The sequence below is a fragment of the Mycobacterium angelicum genome (assembly GCF_002086155.1).
Taxonomy (GTDB): Bacteria; Actinomycetota; Actinomycetes; order Mycobacteriales; family Mycobacteriaceae; genus Mycobacterium; species Mycobacterium angelicum.
On record NZ_MVHE01000280.1, the window covers coordinates 1 to 515 of the forward strand.

Sequence of the window (515 nt, forward strand, 5' to 3'; positions counted from 1 at the left end):
AGGGAACCATGAACTCCGGCAACCGATCCCCCACCCAGCGGCGCACCTCACCACCCCGCGCAATCGCCGCCGGATCATTGACCCAGCCGGTCACCCCCTGCCCCGGCACATACACATCCGACAACACCGAGTCCCCGCCGCAGAGGAAGAGCACATCCATCAACCCCGGGATGGCCGACCAGGTCACCACCACCTGGTAACCCAGTTCACGGCCCAACCGATGGCATTCGGCGGGCATGACCGCATCGGCCGCATCCGCCTGACCCCGTAACTGGTGTACGGCAACACGATCACCCGCGCGGGCCAGTTCCTGGTCCAACGCCACCTCCGGCCACACCCCCCGATGCGGCACCCCGCTGACCCGCACCCCCAGCGGGCGCTCTTCGTGCAGATACGGGCCCAGCGCGGCCAAACTCCCCCACCGGTTCCACGGAACGGTCGGCAACTGGGCGCACGAACGCACCGACGCGGGTTCCTTGTGCAGCACCACCTCGTAGCGGTGACCGCTGAGCTCG

The 515-nt window shown here is 68.3% G+C and carries 1 protein-coding gene; it reads right to left on the bottom strand.

The window, feature by feature from the left end:
• The coding region (locus BST12_RS32670; RefSeq protein ID WP_170062238.1) for a hypothetical protein at positions 1-515 on the bottom strand (515 nt) is incomplete at both ends.